The 20937-nt window shown below is 66.3% G+C and carries 17 protein-coding genes and 1 pseudogene; 9 read left to right on the top strand and 9 right to left on the bottom strand.

The genetic code is table 11. The features are described 5' to 3' along the window. Positions 1-2: 2 nt before the first annotated feature. Positions 3-1151 (bottom strand): GGDEF domain-containing protein, encoded by a 1149-nt coding sequence (locus HV675_RS10930; RefSeq protein ID WP_175110922.1) that lies wholly within the window; start codon positions 1149-1151, stop codon positions 3-5. 163 nt (positions 1152-1314) lie between these two features. Between HV675_RS10930 and HV675_RS10925 the strand changes: the two genes are divergently transcribed. Further along, positions 1315-2058, top strand: coding sequence for a Pr6Pr family membrane protein (locus tag HV675_RS10925; protein WP_175110921.1), 744 nt, complete (start codon positions 1315-1317; stop codon positions 2056-2058). A 131-nt stretch (positions 2059-2189) separates the two neighbouring features. Here the strand turns inward: HV675_RS10925 and HV675_RS10920 are convergent, their stop codons facing one another. The 3 genes from HV675_RS10920 to HV675_RS10910 all read right to left on the bottom strand — a co-directional run bounded on the left by HV675_RS10920 (position 2190) and on the right by HV675_RS10910 (position 4613). Continuing rightward, positions 2190-2843, bottom strand: coding sequence for a glycosyltransferase family 2 protein (locus HV675_RS10920; RefSeq protein WP_175110920.1), 654 nt, complete (start codon positions 2841-2843; stop codon positions 2190-2192). Beyond that, the gene (locus HV675_RS10915) at positions 2840-3454 is read right to left on the bottom strand and encodes a class I SAM-dependent methyltransferase (protein WP_175110919.1); all 615 of its coding nucleotides are present in this window, start codon (positions 3452-3454) and stop codon (positions 2840-2842) included. The genes HV675_RS10920 and HV675_RS10915 overlap by 4 nt, the downstream gene beginning before the upstream one ends. Positions 3455-3551: 97 nt before the next feature. Continuing rightward, positions 3552-4613, bottom strand: a complete 1062-nt coding sequence (locus HV675_RS10910; RefSeq protein ID WP_246270191.1) for an acyl-CoA dehydrogenase — start codon at positions 4611-4613, stop codon at positions 3552-3554. Positions 4614-5214: 601 nt separating this feature from the next. On the opposite strand from HV675_RS10910, the gene HV675_RS10905 reads away from it, so the two are divergent. Then, positions 5215-6834 carry an FAD-dependent oxidoreductase gene (locus HV675_RS10905; RefSeq protein ID WP_175110917.1) on the top strand — a complete coding sequence of 540 codons (1620 nt, stop codon included), beginning with the start codon at positions 5215-5217 and terminating at the stop codon, positions 6832-6834. A gap of 63 nt (positions 6835-6897) precedes the next feature. Here HV675_RS10905 and HV675_RS10900 read toward each other — a convergent pair whose 3' ends face one another. After that, on the bottom strand, positions 6898-8877 hold the full coding sequence (locus HV675_RS10900) for a potassium transporter Kup (protein WP_175110916.1): 1980 nt from the start codon (positions 8875-8877) through the stop codon (positions 6898-6900). Between the two features lie 345 nt (positions 8878-9222). Next, positions 9223-11016 carry a thiamine pyrophosphate-requiring protein gene (locus tag HV675_RS10895; RefSeq protein WP_175110915.1) on the bottom strand — a complete coding sequence of 598 codons (1794 nt, stop codon included), beginning with the start codon at positions 11014-11016 and terminating at the stop codon, positions 9223-9225. A gap of 306 nt (positions 11017-11322) precedes the next feature. Between HV675_RS10895 and HV675_RS10890 the strand changes: the two genes are divergently transcribed. Further along, positions 11323-13608 carry an FdhF/YdeP family oxidoreductase gene (locus HV675_RS10890; protein WP_175110914.1) on the top strand — a complete coding sequence of 762 codons (2286 nt, stop codon included), beginning with the start codon at positions 11323-11325 and terminating at the stop codon, positions 13606-13608. A 124-nt stretch (positions 13609-13732) separates the two neighbouring features. Here HV675_RS10890 and HV675_RS10885 read toward each other — a convergent pair whose 3' ends face one another. Next, positions 13733-14518 (bottom strand): SDR family oxidoreductase, encoded by a 786-nt coding sequence (locus HV675_RS10885; RefSeq protein ID WP_175110913.1) that lies wholly within the window; start codon positions 14516-14518, stop codon positions 13733-13735. A 42-nt stretch (positions 14519-14560) separates the two neighbouring features. Then, positions 14561-14893 (bottom strand): hypothetical protein, encoded by a 333-nt coding sequence (locus HV675_RS10880; protein ID WP_175110906.1) that lies wholly within the window; start codon positions 14891-14893, stop codon positions 14561-14563. Between the two features lie 129 nt (positions 14894-15022). Here HV675_RS10880 and HV675_RS10875 point away from each other — a divergent pair, with 129 nt between their 5' ends. The 3 genes from HV675_RS10875 (at position 15023) to HV675_RS10865 (ending at position 17180) form a co-directional block, all read left to right on the top strand. Next, positions 15023-15259, top strand: coding sequence for a hypothetical protein (locus tag HV675_RS10875; RefSeq protein ID WP_175110912.1), 237 nt, complete (start codon positions 15023-15025; stop codon positions 15257-15259). Between the two features lie 130 nt (positions 15260-15389). Then, on the top strand, positions 15390-15734 hold the full coding sequence (locus tag HV675_RS10870) for a hypothetical protein (protein ID WP_175110905.1): 345 nt from the start codon (positions 15390-15392) through the stop codon (positions 15732-15734). A gap of 54 nt (positions 15735-15788) precedes the next feature. After that, complete coding sequence (locus tag HV675_RS10865; protein ID WP_175110911.1) at positions 15789-17180, top strand: HlyD family secretion protein; 1392 nt, start codon at positions 15789-15791, stop codon at positions 17178-17180. 155 nt (positions 17181-17335) lie between these two features. On the opposite strand, the gene HV675_RS10860 is transcribed toward HV675_RS10865, so the two are convergent. Continuing rightward, positions 17336-17578, bottom strand: coding sequence for a hypothetical protein (locus HV675_RS10860; RefSeq protein ID WP_175110910.1), 243 nt, complete (start codon positions 17576-17578; stop codon positions 17336-17338). Between the two features lie 112 nt (positions 17579-17690). Between HV675_RS10860 and HV675_RS10855 the strand changes: the two are divergent. The 3 genes and pseudogenes from HV675_RS10855 to HV675_RS10845 form a co-directional block, all read left to right on the top strand. Next, a pseudogene (locus HV675_RS10855) lies at positions 17691-17921 on the top strand (endonuclease/exonuclease/phosphatase family protein); the annotation flags it as partial. 169 nt (positions 17922-18090) lie between these two features. After that, positions 18091-19764: a DHA2 family efflux MFS transporter permease subunit gene (locus HV675_RS10850; RefSeq protein ID WP_175110908.1), complete on the top strand. Its 1674-nt coding sequence runs from the start codon at positions 18091-18093 to the stop codon at positions 19762-19764. 151 nt (positions 19765-19915) lie between these two features. Then, the coding region (locus HV675_RS10845; RefSeq protein ID WP_175110907.1) for a TolC family protein at positions 19916-20937 on the top strand (1022 nt) is incomplete at its 3' end.

Below are 20937 nucleotides of genomic sequence, written 5' to 3'. Positions count from 1 at the left end.
CCCTAGCCCGCCATCACCCGATTGCGCCCATGCGCCTTCGCCGCATACAACGACGCGTCCGCGCGCGCCATCAGATGCGCAAGCGTTTCGCCGCGCCGGTACTCGTCCACGCCGGCGCTGAACGTATACCCGAGCCGTTCGCCGTCGCTCAACCGGCAGCCGCCGGCGGCAATTTTCGCGCGCAGCCGGTCGAGCAGCGTGACCGCCTCGCTGCGTCCGGTCGACGGATGGAGCAGCGCGAACTCCTCGCCGCCAAGACGCCCGAACAGATCGGACGACCGGATATTCGCGGCGACGACCCGGCCGAAATGCGCGAGCACCTCGTCGCCGCTCGCGTGCCCGTACTCATCGTTGATCGATTTGAAGTGGTCGATATCGAGAATCGCGATCGACAGGTGCGTGCCGTGCGCGGCCGCCTGCCCGAGGCACGCCTGCGCACGCGCGAGAAACGCGCGGCGCGTGAGCGCGCCGGTCAGCTCGTCGATGTTCGCCCAGCGTTCGAGGCGCTCGGCCATGCGGTCGTGCGCGAGCATCACCATGCCGATCGACAGCGACGGCAGCGCAAGAATGCCGAGACCCAGAAACGCGATATTCACCGCGTTCGGCTGCAGCAGCGTCGTCTGGGTCACAATGCCGAACCCGTAGATCAAGCCGCGCGACAGATGCCCGAGCGCGCCGATGCCGGCCGCCGCGGTCACGAAGTGATAGCTGTATTTCGGCCGCCCCGGAATGTGGCCCTTATAAGTGATCCAGCCCACCGACGCGTAGATATAGGCGTGAAACATCGACGAAGCCGCGATGCGCGCGTTGATGTCGGGCTTCACATAAGTCCAGCACACGAAGCCGAACATCATCGCGGCCCAGCACACATACTCGCCGAATTCGACCGGCCGGCGCCCGAAAAACTGCCGGCAACCTTGCAACATCTGTAGTACTGCAAGCGAAAAGATGCCGTTCGCCATCATCACTGAAAGATAGAGCGGCGCGGTGCGTTGCAGTGCGAACAGGATAAGCCCGGTGATCGCGAGCGCATTGCCGCCGATCCAGTAGCCGACCCCGGGAATGGCCGCGGGCCTGAGCGAGCCGAGCACGGCCATGCTCATGATGCCGGAAAGCACCGTGACGATCAGGATACTGACTGGGTCTAGCATGGCCGGTGCAATGCGGCGCAAGCGCCGCGGGAAGTTGCAGGAATCGCGCGAGCAGCGCCGCTTCTGACGGCTCGCCGCGCGAAAAGCGTTTGTCAGACAGTTTACGGCATAAACGCGGCATTTCTTGAAAACAGCAGCGCGCCGCCGCGTTTAGAATTGCGCTATGACTACACCGACTCCGCCGACTTCCACCGAACGCGGCAACGAGCCCGAGTTGCCGTTGCATACGCCGAGCGCCGCCTCACTCAGCGTGGCCGTCCTGATCGCCCTGATCGCATGGCTCGCGTTTGCCGCCCAGACCGACATCACAATCGGCCGGCTCGCCGCGCGCGGGTATGGCGTATTCGACGCGCTCGAGCGGATGAGCAGCTATCTGACCAATCTCACCGTGCTGTTATGCGCAATCAGCTTCACGTGCGTCGCGCTGCGCCCGCCGACGCCGATCGGCCGGTTTTTCCGCACGCCGACGGTCGTTACCGCGATCGTCGTGTACATGGTGTTCGTGGGGATCGCGTACAACGTGTTGCTGCGTCATCTGTGGACGCTGTCCGGCTACCGGGCGCTCGTCAACGAAAGCCTGCATACGGTGCTGCCCGTGTTGTCCGCGCTCTACTGGCTGCTGTTCGTGCCGCGCTTTCATCTGACATGGCGGCGCGCGCTGTTGTGGCTCGTCTATCCGCTCGCGTATATCGTCATGACGATGCTGCGCGGCAGTCTGTCGGACTTCTATCCTTATCCGTTTATCGACGTGCTCGAACTCGGCTATACGCGTGTGCTGATCAACGAGACGCTGCTGGTAGGCGCGTTTGTCGCGCTGATGGCCGTATTTGCCGCGATCAATCATCGCCGGCCGCCACGCCCGCGCGAGCCGGCCGCCGCGCGCGACATGCGGCAGGATGCGCGGTAAGCGCACGTGGCCGCCCCTCGCGCCGTCATGCGTGATGCACGAGCCGGCAGCGATGACCGGTATTCCACGCGTGGCCAAGCCGCGGTAAGTACACGTCGTACCGCGCCGCCTTGCGCGCTTTCTTCAACCGGTTAACCGGCCGCGAGCGCGGCCAGCGTATCGCCGAAGCCGCCGCGCACGCGGCTGTCGATGCGCGCACTCGTGACCACCCGCGGCGCCGCGCTCCACGTGACGCACACACCGGCCGCGATCAGCAAATCGACGAGCGCGACGTCTTCGCTGCATGGCAGCGGCGGAAAGCCGCCCGCGCGGCGATACGCGCGCGCGGACACGCCGAAATTGGCGCCGTGCACATGCCGATGCCCATCGGCATCCATATATGCGCGATAGAACGCGGCGCGCGTGCGCTCGTGATGCGCACTCCAGTCATCGACGGTGACCGGCCCGCATACCGCCTGAGCGCGCAGTTCGAGCTGCGCCGCGAGCCAGTCCGGCGCGACACGGCTGTCCGCGTCCGTGAACCCGAGCCAGCGCGCGCCACGCGCGAGCATCCAGTCCGCGCCGGCCGCGCGCGCGATGCCGACATTGCGCGCGTCGACCTCGAGCACGTCGATGTCAAAGCCGGCCGCGATCGACGCGCTGCCGTCCGCGCAGCCATCGAGCACGACCGCGATGCGCACCTGCTCGCCGCGCAGACGCGGATGCGCCGCCGCGACGCACGCCGCGCGCAGGCATGCGCCGAGCCGCGCCGCTTCGTTGTGCGCCGGAATCACGATGCCGATCATACGAGCCCCTCCTGTTGCGCGACCGAACGGCCGTCGCGCGACCATACGTCGAGCAGCAGGTCGGGTTCCTCGTGATGCACGAGCCGCGTGAGCGCCGTGCAGGCGTCAAAAACCGCATGCGCGGCGCCCGCGGACTGACGCTGTTCGACGAACGCATGGCGCCAGTGGCAAGCGAGCAGCGCGCCGTCCGCGGAGAGCGACGCGCACACGCAGTCGGCCAGCCGCGCGATATCGGCCGCATCGAGGTAGTACGCGATCTCGCCGAGCACGATCAGATCGAACTGCTGCGCCGGCAAGCGCGCGTCCGGCCATTGTCGAGGCAGCACGCGCTGCTCGATGTCGACGTTCGGCAAATGCGCGCAGCGCTGCTGCGCAAGCTGCACCGCGCGGCCGCTCAGGTCGCACGCGATCAGCGTGTCGCAGCGCGCGGCCAGCAGCGCGGTCAACTCGCCGTTCGCGCAGGCCGGCTCGAACGCGCGGCGATAGCGCTCGCGCGGCAGCGCGGCAAGCGTCAACTGCTGCTTGCGGCGTTCGTACCAGCGGTGCCGATAACCCCACGGGTCGTCGTCCGCGCGGTACATGTCGTCGAAATAGGTAGCGGGGAGCGGCATGCCGGCGAATCCTTCGTGCGTCGTGCGGGTGAATCGCTATGGATGGGTCGCGATGCAGGCCGCCACTGCGGCTGCATCGGGTCGTCAATCGTCAGCGCTAAGGGCAAGCCAGCGGCCACAACGGATCCGGATCGCGCTCAAGCGGATCGCGCGCATTGCGCAACACGTCGCCGAGCGCGGCCGCATCGCGTTCAGCGTGGCTTTGGCGCAGAAATACCGGCAGATCCGCGACCGCGCGCGCAAAGTGCGGGTCGCTGCACAACGGACCGGCGCCAAGCGCGCGCGTCACGTGCTCGAGCACTGCGCTCGCCGCCTGTTCGACCGCCAGACGGACGCGCATCGCGTGGCGCATTGCATCGGCGCGCCGATGCGCGTCGATCCATGCGGCGGTTTCCCGCAGCAGCGCGCCGGCCGCGGCCAGTTGCGCATCGGCCGCGCCGAGATGCGCACAGGCATGCGGCTCGGCACGCGCCACGACGTGCGCGCGCAGCGCCGCGGCGAGCTCGACCGCGCAGCCGTACCAGCATGCGGCAATGCCGGCGCCGCCGTGCCAGAAACCCGGTCGCGCCAGATACGCACCCGCGTCGCCGACCTGCCGGGCGCGCGCGCCGTCGAAGCGGACGTCGCAGGTGCCGGTCGCGGCCATGCCGACCGCGTGCCAGCCATCGTCCGACATCTCGATCGACGGCTGCGCGAGTTCGACCGCGGCCAGCACCGGCTCGCCATTACGCGACACCGTGACGAGCGCGTGCGTCAGCATCATGGCGCCCGAGCACCATGGCTTCACGCCTTCCAGCCGCAAGCCGTCACGGCTGCCGTCGGGTATGGCGGTCACTTTCCGGTGCGGCGGCTCGGCGGCCCATACGCCCCAGCGACGGCCCGGCGCCGCGAGCAGCGACGCGTGCAACTCCGTGAGAATCGCGAGCGCGTCGGTGTGGCCTTCGTACAGCTTGACGAGCGACAGATCGCATGCGGCGACCGCGGCCAGCGCGCGCCAGCGGGCCGCCGTGCGGCCATGGCCCGGCAGCGGCAAGCGGTCGAGGCCGCGCGCGCATAGCGCTTCGAGCGCGGCGCCGCGGCTGGGCGGCGCATCGGTCGTGAAGCGCAGCGCGGCCAGTTGCTGTTCGAGCGCGTGCAGCAGCGCGATGTCGTGATGCATACGGCGATCGATGTCGCGGACCCTCGCGCGAATCGCTGCGTCGCGCTCGTCGATGCCGCGCTGGTCCATGCTGCGCTGGTCGACGCCGCGCTGGTCGGCGCCGTCGGCGGCTGCGCCGCTTGCGCGCGCGCCGGCGCGCGGATGCGGCTCCGTATTGATGTCGGTGCCAGTGCCGGTGCCAGTGCCGGGTGCACGGCTGTCGGATACGCGGCGCGCAGCGTCTCGCACCGCATCGTGGCCGATGTGGTTCATGCGGATCTCCGTCGGGAATCGGTACAGTCCACGCCCGGGCCGCTGCTCGCGCAAGCGCCCGTTCGTTTGCAAGCCACTTCGCAAGCGACATGCCTACATGGCAAACACTGCACGTCCGTTCACCGCCCGCGCGACGCCGCGCGGCATGCGCCGGCCGCTTCATCGCACGACAGGGGTGCGACGGCGCCGATCATGCAATGATGGGCGCCACGGCGGCACAGCGTTTGCAACACCTTCCCGCAACCCCCGCCCGTCGCTTGCGCGCGCATTCGCTGCAGAGGCGCCGGACCCTCCGAAACCGCCCGTCCAATGCGGGCCGTCCCCCATTACGACCGTCATGAGGTTTCCGATGTCCACTCAACCGATGCAAAAGGTCGCCGCCCTCTCCGAACTCGAAGAAGCCCAGCCCCGCCGCGTGAAGCTGGGCGACACGCCGATCCTGCTGATCCGCACCGGCAACGCGGTTCACGCATACAGCGCCGATTGTCCGCACGCGGGCGCGCCGCTCGAGGAAGGCGCGATCTGCCACGGGCGGCTGATCTGCCCGTGGCACAAGGCCACGTTTGAAATCGACAGCGGTGCGATCGTCGAGCCGCCGGCGCTGTTGCCGCTCACCCGCTACCCGGTGAAGGTCGAGGGTGGCGACGTGCTCGTATCGGCCGAGTCGATCGAGTCCGCGAGCGGCGCGGCCGACGCCCAAACCACTTCACTACGCAGCGACGCCACGCAAGGTGTGCAGCACGCAAACGCGGCCGAAGCGGCCCAGCCCCAGGTCTTCGCGATCGTCGGCGCAGGCGCGGCCGGCGCCGCGGCGTGCGCCGCACTGCGCGAATTCGGCTACCGCGAACGCATCGTGCTGATCGACGACGACGCGCATGCGCCATACGACCGGACCGTGCTGAGCAAATTTGTCCCGTCCGGCGATATGGCCGTCGACGACGTGCCGCCGCTGCTGCCCGATGGCTTTTTCGAGCAGCATCAGATCGAGCGGCTGCATGCGCATGCGACGCGACTCGACGCACAACGCCGCGAAATCGAGTTCGACGGCCAACCGCTGTTGCGCTACGACGCCGCGCTGATCGCAACCGGCGGCACACCGAAGCTGCCGCGCCTGCGCGGCAGCGAAGATCCGGCGCTCAACGAGCGGCTCCTGCTTCTGCACAATCGCGCGGACGCGGCGCGCCTCGCCGACCTCGCCTCGCAGGCGAAGCACGTGGTAGTGCTTGGCGGCGGCTTTATCGGCCTCGAGGTTGCCGCGTCGCTCAGAAAGCGCAAGCTGCGCGTGACGGTGGTGCTGACCGGCAGCGTGCCGTTCGAAAAGCAGTTCGGCGCCGAACTCGGCCGCCTCTTTATGAAGCTGCACGAAGAAAACGGCACCGAATTTCGCACCAACGCGCAGATCGAAGGCGTCGAGGCCGGCGAGCCGCTGCGCGCGCGGCTCGCCGGCGGCGATGTGCTCGATTGCGACTTTGTCGTGGCGGGCACCGGCATCACGCCGGCCACACATTTCGTGACCGGCGTCGCACACAACGACGACGGCGGACTGAACGTCGACGCATCGATGCGCGTGACAGACGGCCTGTACGCGGCCGGCGACGTCGCCGCGTTCCCGTACGGCGACGGACGGCGCGTGCGCATCGAGCACTGGCGCGTCGCACAACAGCACGCGCGCGCAGCCGCCCGTGCGATGGCCGGCGCCGGCGACGCGCCACCGCTCGTGCCGTTTTTCTGGACCGCGCACTTCGACCGCAACTTCAACTATCTCGGCCATCCGCAATCGTGGGATGAAATCGTGATGACCGGCACGCCGGACACATACGAATTCGTCGCGCTGCTCTGCAAGCATGGATTTGTCGCAGGCGCGCTCGGCTGCGGCCGCGACACCGAACTTGCGCGTCTGGCCGAAGCGATGCGCGAGCCGCTCAGTCGCGACGACGCGCGCCGGCTGATTGGCGACAACCAGCATTGAAGCGCGCACCCACGCAACACAAACACACCGACAAGGCACAAGGCACCGGCGAAACCGGCCCCGCTACAACACGACCTGCACGCCAAGCTCGACGACATCTTCGCCGTCGAGCCCGTAGTATTCGGCGCTCGATGCCGAATGAAACGACATCGCGCCGAACAGCTTTTCGCGCCAGTGCGACATCTGGCCGTGCGAGCAACCGGGGGTCACCTCGTCGCGCGGCAGAAAGAACGTCGTGTGCCGCGCATCGAAGCGCCAGTCGCCGAGCTGACCTTCAAGCGACGCAAGCAGGCGCGGCAGATTGGGACGCTCGACGAAACCGTGGCGCGACACGATCTCATAGCAGCCTTCGCGCAGATCGCGCACCTCGATGCGCGTGTGCTCATCGATGCGCGGCGCCGATTCGGAGCGGTTCGCGAAGAAGATCACCGTTTGATGCAACACGCGGTTGTGGCGCACGTTGCTCATCAGCGCGGCAGGCGTCGCGCCGGGTGTGGCGCCCGGATAGACGGCGGTGCCCGGCACGCGCACCGGCGGCTGCGCGCTGGCAAACAGTTCGCGCAAGAACAACTGCAGCGGCTGCGCGTGAGACGCGCGCGAAGCGGCAAGTTGCCGGCCGCGCAACCACGTCGACATCAGCAGAAACAGCACGATGCCGACCGCGACGGGAAACCAGCCGCCTTGCGGAATCTTGCGCGCGTTCGACGCGACCAGCAGCGCATCGACCACCAGCAGCGGCGCGCTCAACGCCGCGACCGCGGCCCACCGCCAGCGCCACATATGACGCGACAGGCTCACCATCTGCACGGTCGTGATCAGCATCGTCAGACCGACCGCGATGCCGTATGCGGATGTGAGCCGCTCTGAACTGCGAAACGCGAGCGTCAGAAACAGCACCGCGACAAACAGCACCGTATTCACCGCCGGCACATAAACCTGGCCGCGCTGCGAGCGGGACGTTTCGATCACACGCAAACGCGGCAGAAAGCCGAGTTCGATCGCCTGACTCGTCATCGAAAAGGCGCCGGAAATCACGGCTTGCGACGCAATCACTGTCGCGAGCAGCGCGATCGCGACCGTCGGTATCAATGCCCACGACGGCGCCGCATAAAAGAACGGCTGCCGCACGGCGCCCGGCTGATACAGAATGGTCGCGGCCTGACCGAAATAGCCGACGATGATCGACGGAAACACGACGAATAGCCACGCGAGCCGGATCGCCCGCCGCCCGAAGTGACCGATGTCCGCATAGAGCGCCTCTGCGCCGGTCAACGCGAGGATCACCGCGCCGAGCACGACGAACGCCAGCGCCGGATGATCGGCCACGAGCGCCGCCGCCCAAACCGGCGACAACGCCCGCAGCACCTGCGGATGCTGCACGATCCGATAAAGGCCGACCGCGGCGAGGTAGACGAACCAGACCGCCATCACCGGCCCGAATGATTTGCCGACCACCGCGGAGCCGCGCCGCTGGAACAGAAACAGCGCCATCAGGATCGCTGCGGCGATCGGCGCCACGAACGGATCGAATTTCGCGTTGATCTGACTCAACCCTTCCACCGCGGACAGGACGGAAACCGCGGGCGTCACCATCGAATCGCCGTAAAACATCGCCGCGCCGAACAGGCCGGCCATTACCAGCAGACGCGGCACGCGCAATCCGTCGCGCTCGTAGCCCGAACGCACGAGCGCGGTCAGCGCGACGATGCCGCCCTCGCCTTCGTTGTCCGCGCGCATCACGTAACAGACATATTTGCCCATCACGACGATCACGACCGCCCAAACGATCATCGACAGAATGCCCATCACCGTCTGCACATTGACCACGCCGGCCTCGCTGACGCCTTGTCGCAATGCATAGATTGGGCTCGTGCCGATATCGCCGAATACCACGCCGAGTGCGCCGAGCATCAGGCCGGGCAGCGCGTTGCGCTGCGCTTCGGCGTGCGGGGGATCATCCGGATCGCGTGCGGGTGAGGACGAGTCGTCGCGCGCGCCGCGGGAAGCGCCGCGCGGGTGTGCGTCATGCGAGGTCGGGGTCATGCGCCGCGGGCCGTCCTGTCGATTGGATGCCGTCGTGGCAAGCAAGGGGCATTCCCCGGTGCGGGCGCGGCTCGTTGCGGGCCGATGTTATCGGACCCAATAACGGGCCCCATTAAATCATCGTCACGCCGTGCAGCGTGAAAAGCGGACTGTCGTGCTCCGGCCCCGGGATCTTCGCGTGCGGCTGCGCGATAGTGAGCATGCGGGCAGTCGTGCGTCGTCGCGCTTCGTACGATTTACCTCACAATGCGACATTTTCCCGACAGTCGTTCGCAAGAAACGACCACCTCGTCGCAGGTGACCGCTTCCCTCGTCCGCGTTGTCCGTCATGTCCGATAGTCCTTGCTAATCCTTCCCGCCAGGGATGACGGACCCCAGCACCTGGCGCGCGGTGTTCGCAATCACGCCGCCCTCTTTCGGATCGCCTTCCATCAACGCGCGCGCAAACGCCTTCGCTTGCGTGAGCGTCACGTGCGGCGGCAGCGGCGGCACTTCCGGGTCGGACTTCACTTCGAGCACGACCGGCCGCTGCGCGGCGAGCGCGGTTTCCCATGCGTCGCCCAACCGCTCGGCCTTGTCGACGTAGAGGCCGGTCAGACCGATCAGTTCCGCGAAGCGGTGGTACGGCACATTCGGAATCTGCTGCGACGCGTTGAACTTCGGGTCGCCTTCCATCACGCGCTGCTCCCACGTCACCTGGTTCAGGTCCTCGTTGTTCAGCACCATGCAGATCCAGCGCGGATCGGACCATTGCTTCCAGTACTTCGCGACGGTGATCAGTTCGGCCATATTGTTCATCTGCATCGCGCCGTCGCCGACCATCGCGATCACCGGGCGGCCCGGATAGGCGAACTTCGCGGCAATCGCATACGGCACCGCGGCGCCCATCGATGCAAGTCCGCCGGATAGCGATGCCATCATGCCGCGGCGTATTTTCAGGTCGCGTGCGTACCAGTTCGCGCACGAGCCGGAGTCGCTCGTCAGAATGACGTCATCGGGCAGGCGCGGCGACAATTCGGTGAAGACGCGCTGCGGGTTCACGCCGTTATCGGTCGGTTGATGCGCGCGTTCGTCGAGCGTTTCCCACCAGCGCGACGTCCAGCGCTCGATGCGCGAGCGCCACGCGTGGCTGTCTTTTTCTTTCAGCAGCGGCAACAGCGCGCGCAAGGTCAGCGCGCTATCGCCAACGAGGTTCACTTCCATCGGATAGCGCAGGCTCAGCATGTCCGCCTTCAGGTCGATCTGCACGCCGCGCGCGTCGCCTTCCTTCGGCAGGAATTCCGCGTAAGGAAAACCTGAGCCGATCATCAGCAGCGTGTCGCAGGTCGTCATCAGTTCGTCGCTCGGCTTCGTGCCGAGCAAACCGATCGAGCCCGTCACCCACGGCAGATCGTCCGGCAGCACGGCTTTGCCGAGCAACGCTTTCGCGACGCCCGCGCCGAGCCGGTTGGCGACTTCGATCACTTCGTCGGTCGCGTGCAACGCGCCCGCGCCGACCAGAATTGCAACCTTACGGCCGGCATTGAGCACGTCGGCCGCACGCTGCAGATCGGCATGCGCCGGCACGATCTCCGGCCGCGTATAGCCGATGCCGGAATGGGCGGTGCCGTGCTTACGCGCGGGCGATTCGTATTCGAGGTCCTGCAGATCGTTTGGCAGGATCAGCGCGGTGACGCGCCGCTCCGATAGCGCAATGCGAATCGCGCGGTCGATCATATGGCGCACCTGCGCGGGCACGCTCGCCTGCTGCACGTACGAGCCGGCGACATCCTTGAACATCGCCGCGAGATCGAGTTCCTGCTGATAATGCGAGCCCAATGCCGCGCGCGCCTGCTGCCCGACGATCGCGAGCACCGGCATATGGTCCATTCTCGCGTCGTAGAGCCCGGTGATCAGATGCGTGGCGCCCGGTCCGGACGTCGCGATGCATACGCCGAGTTCGCCGGTGAATTTCGCGTGCGCGCTCGCCATGAAGGCCGCCATTTCCTCGTGGCGCGCCTGGATGAATTCGATCTTCCCTTCCGCACGGTTCAGTGCGCCGAACACGCCGTTGATGCCGTCACCCGGATATCCGTAAATGCGCCTCACGCCCCAGCGATGCAGCCTGTCGACGATAAAGTCGCCCACTGTTTTTGCCATGAGAACCTCCTGCAAAAGAGAAGTTTTACCGACGTCGCCGACGTCGCGTTTGCATTTGCACCTGCGCTTGCGCGGTCTGCCGCTTGCCGGGTCAATGAGCAAGAGTCGCGCCCTGGTCCGCCAGATCGTGCGCGCAGCGAAGGCGATGGTTCGGCGCTCCTTTCGATTGAAAGCAGCCAGCGCGGCTCGTCGCCTTTGCATCACGGCGTGAGGTTTCGTACGTTGCCGTGCGCTGGCCGCAGTGGAGCAGCGAGGGTGGAACAGGAGTTGCGCAGTCATGCATCATCTGCCTACAGGAGAATCGCCGTGACCGCGCACAAGAAATCAGACGCCTATCGATACGCGAGCGGCGGCTGGGGTTCGTTGAGAGCCGTCGCCACCGTGCTGCTGAAAGAAGAAGCGCTCGTCACCACGAGCCGTGCGCTCGCGCATCAGAACAAGCCGGACGGCTTCATGTGCGTCGGCTGTTCGTGGGCGAAACCGGCGCACCCGCATCCGTTCGAGTTTTGCGAGAGCGGCGCAAAAGCCACCGCGTGGGATATGACGTCCAAACGCGTCGCGCCCGATTTCTTCGAGCAGCACACCGTCAGCGAACTCGAGCAATGGCACGATCACGCACTCGAGGACGCGGGCCGCATCGTCGCGCCGATGCGTTACGACGCGATCACCGACCGTTACGTCGAAGTGAAATGGGAGCGCGCATTCGCTGAAATCGCGCGCGAGCTGCAGGCGATCGAACCGGATGCGGCGGTGTTCTACACATCGGGGCGCGCGTCGCTCGAAACCGCGTATATGTACCAGCTGTTCGCGCGCATGTACGGCACCAACAATCTGCCGGACAGCTCGAACATGTGTCACGAAAGCACCAGCGTCGGCTTGACGGAGGCGATCGGCGTCGGCGTCGGCACGATTACGCTCGACGACTTCGACAAGACCGATCTGATGTTTTTCTTCGGGCAGAACGTCGGCACCAATAGCCCGCGCATGCTGCATCAGTTGCAGGATGCCCGGCTGCGCGGCGTGCCCATCATCACGTTCAATCCGATCCGGGAGCCGGGGCTCGTGAGCTTCGTCAATCCGCAATCGCCGACGCAGATGCTCACGCCGGGCGCGACGCAGATCAGCACGCAATACCATCAGGTGAAGGCCGGCGGCGACAGCGCGGCCATCACCGGCATCTGCAAGGCGCTGATCGCAGCCGACGACCGTGCGCTCGCCGAAGGCGGCCCGCGCGTCGTCGATGCGGCGTTTATCGCCGCGCACACGGTCGGCTACGAGGCGTTCGCCGCGTATGTACGCGAGATGAGCTGGGAAAAGATAGAAAGCACGAGCGGCCTGACCCGTGAAGCGCTCACTGGCGTTGCTGACGAATATGCGCGCGCGAACGCGGTGATCGCGCACTTCGGCATGGGCCTCACGCAGCATCGGCTCGGCGTGCAGAACGTGCGGATGGTCGTCAATCTGCTGCTGTTGCGCGGCAATATCGGCAAGCCGGGCGCCGGCCCGTCGCCGATTCGCGGCCATTCGAATGTGCAGGGACAGCGCACGGTCGGCATCACCGAAAAGCCGGCGCTCGCGCCGCTCGACAAGCTCGCCGAACAGTTTCTCTTCGAGCCGCCGCGCAACGAGGGCATGTCGACGGTCGACGCGTGCCGCGGCGTGATCGACGGCAAGGTGCGCGCGGTGCTTCAGCTGGGCGGCAACCTCGTGCGCTCGGTGCCGGACCGCTATGCGATCGAGCCCGCGTGGCGCAAGCTGCGGCTGACGGTCGGCATTGCGACCAAGCTCAACCGCAGCCATCTCGTGCACGGCGAAGTGTCGTATATCCTGCCGTGCCTGTCGCGCATCGAGATCGATGAACGTGCCGGTGTTGCGCAGGCGGTATCGATGGAGGACAGCACCGGCTGCATGCACGGTTCGCGCGGTGTCGCGACGCCCGCGAGCGACCGGCTGCTGTCGGAGCCCGCGATCGTCGCCGGCATCGCGCAGGCGACGCTCGGCACGCGCTCAACCATCGACTGGGATGCGTGGAGCAACGACTATGCGCTGGTTCGCGATGAAATCGCATGCACGTGGCCGGAGATTTTCCACGACTTCAACGAGCGGATGTGGACACCGGGCGGATTTCATCGGCCCCTGCCCGCGCGCGAACGCAAATGGAAAACGACAAGCGGCAAGGCCGAATTCATCATGCCGGAAACGCTCGACGAAGACCCCGATATGCCCGCGCGCGACGCAACCGATATGCGGCTCTTCACGGTGCGCAGCGATAGCCAGTTCAATACGACGATCTACAGTCTCGACGACCGTTTCCGCGGTATTCGCGGCAGCCGCATGGTGGTGATGATCAACGCGCGCGACATCGCGCGGCTCGGGCTTGCCGCACACGCGCAGGTGTCGCTCGAAGCGGTATCGCCGGACGGACATACGCGCCGCGTCGATGGCATGGAGGTGGTGCCGTTCGATCTGCCCGACGGTTGCGTCGCCGGCTATTTTCCGGAATGCAATCCGCTGATTCCATTGTCGCACCATGCGAAGCAAAGCAAGGTGCCGGCGGCGAAGGCGATTCCGGTCAGGGTCATCGCCGCGTAGGCGGCAGGCCGTCGCAATGCGTTGCGATATTGAGGGTGTCGAGCGTGCATCAGTCGCAGCGTCCAACCCAAGCGGTCACCGCGCGTGCGCCGCTCATGCAGCGCACGCCGTTGCGCACCCGCACCTAACCGACCAGCAGCGACTGCCCGCCGTCGATCCACACCGGCGTGCCCGTGATAAATCGCGCGCGCTCCGATGCCAGATACACGACCATGTCAGCAATATCATCGCTGCTGCCCGCCTTGCCGTCGGTGAGCGGAATCCTGCCCTCCGGATACTCGGCCGGCTCCGACGTTTCGGCAGTCGAGCGCGCCTGCGTGTTCTCGTCGATCTCGGTGTCGACCTTGCCCGGGCAGATCACGTTCACGCGAATCCTGTGCTTCGCGAGTTCGAGCGCGGTCATCTGGCCGAGCGCGAGCAGGCCGGCCTTGGTGGTCGAGTAGGCCGACGCGCCGCCGTGGCTGAACACGCGCGTGCCGTTGATCGACGAGATGATCACGATCGATCCGCTACCCGCGCGCTTCAGATGCGGCACCGTCAGATGCAGCGTCAGATAGGCGCCGCGCAGGTTCGTGTTGATCGTGTTGTCCCATTCGGCGGGCTTCAGTTCGTCGATCGGCGCCCACACGCCGTTGATGCCCGCGTTCGCAACCACGATATCGAGCCGGCCGCTTTGCGACAGCGCGTGAGCGAGCGCCTGGCCGAAGCCCTGGTCGTCGCGAATGTCGGCGGTAAAGCCGAACGCGTCGCCGCCGCGACGCACGATTTCATCGACGGTTGCGCGCGTCTCATCGTCCTTGTGCGCGTGCACGATCACACGTGCGCCCGCCGCCGCCAGATGCAGCGCGCTTGCCTTGCCGATGCCCGATCCCGCGCCCGTCACGAACGCGGTCTTGTATTGCAGATCCATGCGTTTTCTCCCTGAAAAATTCTTGCGTGCGGCGCGCCGGCGTCACGGCTTGCGCGTGTCGTCGGGCTTGCGTCGTTGCGATGGACGGCCGCCGCCGCCCGGCGGCTCCGCATGACCGCCGGTGCCGTGCGGCACTTCGGCGGTCTGCTCAGGGTGGACGTCCGCGCGTGGCGGGTTGGACTGCTTCATTGCTTCGGTTGGTTCTTCGGTCGCATTGGTCGCCTTGGTTGGTCCGGTCGCCCTGGTCGCTTCCGTTGCGCCGCCGGCGGGGTTTGCCGCTCGCTCATGCTGCGCTTCGTTGCGCATATCGCGATGAGCGGCGCGCTCACGGTCACGGTTCGGCTCATTCGCTTCATTCGGTTTGTTCGGCTGCATCGTTCCTCTCCCTGACGTCGGATAACAACCTTGCAGCAACAACCGGACCGCGAAAACGCATTCGCGCTGTCAGCATCGGGTATGCGCGTTGCACCCGCTGCTGCGATTGCATGATCCCGGGAGCACGTTATGAGCGTCACCATCATCCGCACGTCCGACACCGAGGTTCAGGTCGAGCACACGGTCTACACGTTCGCCGCGAAGGACGACGCCGACGCGTTTCAGCGCTGCATCGCGAGCCATTCGATCAACACCTGTTACCAGCGGCACCCGCCGGCCGCGATGCGCTCCGCGACGCCGGAAGAACGCCCCGACGACCCGAATCGCGGCAGCACGATTTCGCCGTCGCCCGGACGCATGCGCTAGCCGCTGAAGTGTGCCGAGGTGCGCCGAAGTGCGCTGTGGTGTGCCGATGCCGCTTCGATAAAACGCCGCATCATCGAGAGGAACGGTCCTTGCTACAGCCTTGGCTACGGTTCCATTCACGGAGAATTTCATGCTCGGTCACGGAATGCCCCGCAACAAACCGCGTCGTGTCGATCCGCATTCGCGTGTTCAGGTTTATCACGACGCCTCCCGCGATATTCCCGCCTCCGGTTATCGCACCACTCCGCCCGCTGCCCCGCCCGTTTCCGCGGCGGGCACATCGGCGCCGAAGCGTCATCACGAAAAGCATCCGCACGCCGACCGTTCGGAAAAGAACATCGACAAGGCCGGCGAAGACAGCTTCCCCGCAAGCGATCCGCCCGCGACCGGCGGCACGACGCGCATCGATCCGGACTCGTCGCCGGAGCGCGCCAAACGCGATCGTCCGGCCCCGGACAAAGGCGGCAATTCGTGATGCACGCGACGAGCGGCCGCTGCCTGGAAGACCTGAACAAACGAGCGGCACACCATGGATGAACGTACGGCGCAGGCGCCGCACGCGCACGAAGCGCCGGGCAGCACGCAGCGCGCGGCTCGCGACGGCGGGCATGACGCGACGCGCGACCGCCAACGCGACACAGCGCGCGACGAGGACGGCCATGCGGCGCGCGACAGCGAGCGCGGCGACAACCATGCAAAAGGTACAGCCGGCGAACCCGACGAGCGCAACGGCGACACGAATGACGACGCGCACGGCGACACGTCACGCGAAGGCGAGAAAGGCCACGCCGACGATGAAAGCCACGAGAAAGACAGCGAAGGCAAAGACGGCGACAGCGAAGACGGCAAAAGCGACAAGGACGGCTCCGACGGTCAGGAAGAAAAACCGCACAGCCGCAAGCCGCTTTACATCCTCGCCGCGCTCGTACTGCTGTTGCTGATCGGCGCGGGCATCTGGGCATTCGCCACGCGCAACCAGGTCAGCACCGACGACGCCTACACCGACGGCAACGCGATCACCATCGCGCCGAAGGTGTCGGGCTACGTCGTGCAGCTCGCCGTCGACGACAACACGCATGTGCACAAGGGCGATCTGCTCGTCGTGATCGACAAGCGCGACTACATCGCACAGGTCGATCAGGCGAAGGCGCAGCTCGGCCTCGCCGAGGCGCAACTGGCGGCCGCGCAAGTGCAACTCGATATCGCGCGCGTGCAATTTCCCGCGCAATTCCAGCAGGCGCAGGCGCAAGTTCGCTCCGCGCAGGCGAACCTCACGCAGGCGCAGGCCGCATTCGACCGGCAGCATTCGGTCGATGTCCGCGCGACGTCGCAGCAGAATATCGATGCGGCGAATGCGCAGCAGCAGACTGCGAGTGCGAACGTGCAGCAGGCGCGTGCGCAATTGCAGACCGCGAGTCTCGTGCCGCAGCAGATCCGCCAGACGCAGGCGAGCGTCGCCGAACGGCAGCAGCAGGTCGAGCAGGCCCGCGCGCAACTCGAACAGGCGGAACTCAACCTGTCGTACTGCGAGATCCGCGCGCCGTCGGACGGTTGGATCACGAGACGCAACGTCCAGTACGGCAGCTTCCTGCAGGCGGGCACGTCGCTCTTTTCGATCGTCACGCCGCAGGTCTGGGTGACCGCGAACTTCAAGGAGTCGCAACTGACGCGCATGCGCCCCGGCGACGCGGTGAAGGTCGACGTCGACGCGTATCCGGATCTCGAACTGCACGGCCATGTCGACAGCATCCAGCTCGGCAGCGGCTCACGCTTCTCCGCGTTTCCCGCCGAAAACGCGACCGGCAACTTCGTGAAAATCGTGCAACGCGTACCGGTAAAAATCCTGATCGATAGCGGGATGCCCGCCGATCATCCGCTGCCATACGGACTGTCGGTTACGCCGAAGGTGTATCTGAAATGACCGCGCGAGATTGACAGTGGGCCGACGTATGCGCGCCCACTGGATGGTTGGCAAAAAGTGCGAAGCATGGAAGCGCAATCGTGCCGGGCGGGATGACTCCAGCCGCGATAACGCCGCGCAGGAATGCATCGAGCGCGGTACGCGCCGCGCTTCGCTCACCAGTCGGGATCGTTCACTTCCTGCCGGTAGCCGTACGCATGGTTCACAAGCCGGTGCGGGCGGCCGCCCGCCTGCAGCACTTCGCGCCAGCCGTTCAGTTCGGCGAGCGAATTGGTATGCAGCGCCGCATACGGTTTGCCGTCCGGACCGCTGCCCGGGAAGAACTCGATCGGCTCGCGGCCGGCGACCGGCAGCATGGATACGTCTGCCTGCAAGACCTGTATTTCGTATTGGGTCATGCGTGTTCTCCTTTTCCCGGCGTTTCAGAAAGGCCGATGCGGGCCCGCGCGATAGTCGAAGCAGCGCTGAAGAAGGCGCCGCCCAAGCGCCGAGCAAGCAGCATACCAGCACATCGCCGGGCTCACGCTCGACACGCCAGAGCGGCGCTACGGCAATGCACGGCTCACGCGCCCGCCGGTGCGCGCAACATGGACGCTGATGAACCTGTCGTTCGGCAAGCGCGAGGCGCGCGCTGCGCTCGACGTCGATATCGCGAATACGAGCGGCACCGTGCGCGTCGTCGCGACGCATCCCGGTTTGTCGGCGCATGAACGGCGCACACAGATCGCGTCACTGAGAGCGGGCGTTTGCGCGATCCATGCGCGGGTGTGCTGAAAGCGTCGGGCGTGGGCCTTGCTGACATGACCCGGTCAATTCGATGCCGCGCGCCGCTGTCATGCCATGGCGCGCGCCGCCCGCTGCTTCGCTCGCAAGGAAATTTCGATGAACCAGTCATGCAGATACGCGCCCGATGAGCACGACGACGCACGATGATGCAGCCGGCGGCAACCGCAAGGGCAACCCCAACGGCAACAGCCACGGCGGCAACGGCGGCGGTCGCAACGGCAATGGCGCGAACCCGCCGCGCGATCAGACCTGGCGCCCGGCCGCGAACCCCTGGCTGATCGCGGTCGTCGTCACGCTGGCGGCATTCATGGAAGTGCTGGACACGACGATCGTCAACGTCGCGTTGCCGCATATTGCCGGCACGATGTCCGCGAGCTACGACGAGGCAACCTGGACGCTGACCTCGTATCTCGTCGCCAACGGCATCGTGCTGCCGATCTCCGCATTTTTCGGCCGCGTGCTCGGCCGCAAACGCTACTTCGTGATCTGCATCATCGCGTTTACGATCTGCTCGTTTCTGTGCGGCATCGCGACCGACCTGTGGCAACTGATCCTGTTCCGGCTGCTGCAGGGCTTTTTCGGCGGCGGTCTGCAGCCGAACCAGCAGTCGATCATTCTCGATACCTTTCCGCCCGAGCAGCGCGGCCGCGCCTTCTCGATCTCGGCGGTGGCGATCGTCGTCGCGCCGGTGCTCGGGCCGACGCTCGGCGGCTGGATCACCGACAACTTCACGTGGCGCTGGGTGTTCCTGCTCAACGTGCCGGTCGGCATCCTGACGTCGATCGCGGTGATCCACTTCGTCGAAGATCCGCCGTGGGAACGCAAGCGCACCGGCAAGATATCGATCGACTATATCGGCATGGGGCTGATCGCCATCGGCCTCGGCTGCCTGCAGGTGATGCTCGATCGCGGCGAGGACGACGACTGGTTCGGCTCGAAGGTTATCTGCACATTCGCGGCGCTCGCCGTGGCCGGCATCGGCGGCGCGATCGTCTGGCTGTTGTACACGAAGAAACCCGTGGTCGATCTGCGCTGCATGAAGGATCGCAATTTCGCGCTCGGCTGCGCGTCGATCGCGGCGTTCGCGGTCATTCTGTACGGCAGCGCGGTGCTCGTGCCGCAACTCGCACAACAGCAGCTCGGCTATACGGCGACGCTCGCGGGCCTCGTGCTGTCGCCGGGCGCGGTGCTGATCACGCTCGAAATTCCGCTCATCAGCCGGCTGATGCCGTACGTGCAGACACGCTCGCTGCTGAGCGTCGGCTTCCTGCTGATGGCGCTCGCGCTCGCCTATGCGCATACGCTCACGCCCGATATCGACTACGACACGCTCGTGAAGATGCGCAGCGCGCAGTCGATGGCGATCGGCTTCCTGTTCGTGCCGATCACGACGCTCGCGTATCTGACGGTGCCGCAGCGGCTGCACAACGATGCATCGGCGATCTTCACGATGTGTCGCAACGTCGCGGGCTCGATCGGCATTTCGTTGTCGACCGCGCTGATCCGCGAACGCACGCAGGCGCGCATGGCGCATCTGGTCGAGCATATGACGCCGCTGTCGCAGAACTTCAGCGACGCGATGCAGCGCAACGCGCGCGCGGTGATGGATTTCGTCGGCCAGCCGCTGCCGCAGGCCATGCAAACCGCCACCGGGCGGCTGTATCAGACCTTCGTGAGCCAGGCGACGATTCTCGCGTACGTCGATGTATTCGCGATGCTGTCGATCTTCTGCATTCTGTGCATTCCCCTGACCTTTTTCTTTTCGCCGGCCAAAGCGTCCGGCGGCGGAGCGCACTGACATGGCATTCGACATGCGCCGCTTGCCCGGCCAGTGGATGCGCCGCTTGCGCGATTGCGCGCGAGGCTGCCAACGTCGACACAGCCCGGACGGGCATGGCCGTGATATCGACGGCCGCTGCGGATATAGGCATCGCGAGGCGCGCCCGTCGATGCGGCGCGCGCGCGTCCGCGCGCTGCCATGGCTGCTGTGCGCGGCGTTGAGCGCATGCGCGGTCGGCCCCGACTTCAAGGCGCCCGATGGGCTCGGCAACGACGAGCCCGCGCATTGGCGCGATCCGCAACGCGCAAACGATGCGGCGTCGTCCGGACAGGCGCCGAAGCCGGGCGCGGGCGCCGCGAAGGTGCCGCCGGCCGACGATGTCGCGTCGCAGCCGACCGAAGACTCCGACCCCGACCCGCGTTGGTGGCGCACCTTCAACGACCCGCTGCTCGACCAGTTGATCGAGCGCGCCGCGCAAAGCAATCTCGACTTGCGCGAAGCGGTGCTGCGTATCGAAGAGGCGCGCGCGCAAGCGCAAGGCGCGGCCGCGCAAGGTCTGCCGAACCTGCGCGCGAGCGCCAGCTATACGCGCGAGCAGCTCGGCATCAAAGGCATTCTCGACGATGAAAACGCGAATAGCAGCATCGATCGGCCCGGCGCACCGGGTTCGCCGCTGAACCAGGTCGCGCCCGGCGCGGGCACCGCGGCCGAAAACGGTGCGCGCAATCTGGTGAACCAGTTGGAGCAGCCGATCAATCTGTGGCAGGCCGGTTTCGACGCTTCGTGGGAGCTCGATCTGTTCGGCCGCGTGCGGCGCTCGGTCGAGGCCGCGAACGCGCAGACCGAAGCCGCGCTCGAGAGCCGCAATGACGCGCTGCTGTCGCTCGAAGGCGAAGTCGCGCAGACCTATATGCAATTGCGCGGCGCACAGGCGCAGCTCGATATCGCAAAACGCCTCGTCGATGAGCAGAACGGCGTGCTGACGCTCACGCAAAGCCAGGCGAAGGTCGGCCTCGCGAGCCAGCAGGATGTGCAAAGCGCGGCCGCGCAGCTCGAATCGACGCGCGCACAGTTGCCGCAGTTCGAGCAGCAGATCGCGCAGGCGTTGAACGGCCTGTCCTATCTGCTCGCCGAGCCGCCCGGCGCGCTCGACGACGAACTGGCGACGCCCGCCGCGCTGCCGCCGGTGCC

The organism is Paraburkholderia solisilvae, assembly GCF_902859875.1.
GTDB classification, from domain to species: domain Bacteria; phylum Pseudomonadota; class Gammaproteobacteria; order Burkholderiales; family Burkholderiaceae; genus Paraburkholderia; species Paraburkholderia solisilvae.
The sequence above is the reverse complement of the archived record's forward strand: the minus strand, read 5'-3'. Positions and strand labels throughout refer to the sequence as shown.